1 protein-coding gene is annotated in these 791 nt (G+C 60.7%); it reads left to right on the top strand.

Annotated features, from left to right (window positions below):
- On the top strand, positions 1-708 hold a 708-nt coding region (locus GG26_RS13650), incomplete at its 5' end, for a UPF0182 family protein (protein WP_414391188.1).
- Positions 709-791 lie beyond the last annotated feature (83 nt).

The following is a 791-nucleotide window of genomic DNA, read 5'->3' on the forward strand; positions in this document are numbered from 1 at the left end:
CCCCTCATCCAAGCCTACGCCCGCATCTACCCCACCCTGTTCAAGCCGCTAGAGGCCATGCCGGAGCCGCTGCGGCAGCACATCCGCTACCCCCAAGATCTCTTCCGGGTGCAGGTGCAGCAATTTGCCACTTACCACATGACGGATCCCCGTGTTTTCTACAACCGGGAAGACCAGTGGCAGATCCCCAACCAGTTCCGCAAGCGGCGGCGCCTGCCCATGCAGCCCCAGTACCTCATCCTCACCTTGCCAGAGGATCCCCAAAAGGGATCCCCAAACCAGCCCGAGTTTGTCTTGCTTTCTCCCTTCACCCCCCTCAACAAACAAAACATGGTGGCCTGGATGGCGGCCCGCTGCGATGGGGAAAACTACGGCAAGCTGCTGGTGTACGAGTTTTCCAAGCAGCGCCTCATCTACGGCCCAGAGCAAGTAGAGGCGCGGGTCAACCAGGATCCGGCCATTTCCGAGCAAATCGCCCTCTGGAACGAACACGGGTCGCGGGTGAACCTGGGCACCCTGCTGGTCATCCCCATCGAGACCTCGCTTCTCTACATCCAGCCCCTCTACCTGGAGGCAGAACAGGGCCGCCTGCCCCAGCTCACCCGGGTCATCGCTGCCTACGAAGACCGGGTGGTGATGGAGCCCACCCTCAGCCAGGCTCTGGAAGCCCTCTTCTCCCCCACCGGCAGCCGCCGCTCCAACCGCTGAGGCCGGGATCCCTTCTCAGATTTCTAAGGGTAGTTGACAGAACTTAACGGATGATTTAAGGTTAGGTTGTCAATCTTCGCGCT

Origin of the sequence: Synechococcus sp. 'PEA 65AY6A-5F PE A', assembly GCF_047462575.1 — a bacterium.
GTDB lineage: Bacteria > Cyanobacteriota > Cyanobacteriia > Thermostichales > Thermostichaceae > Thermostichus.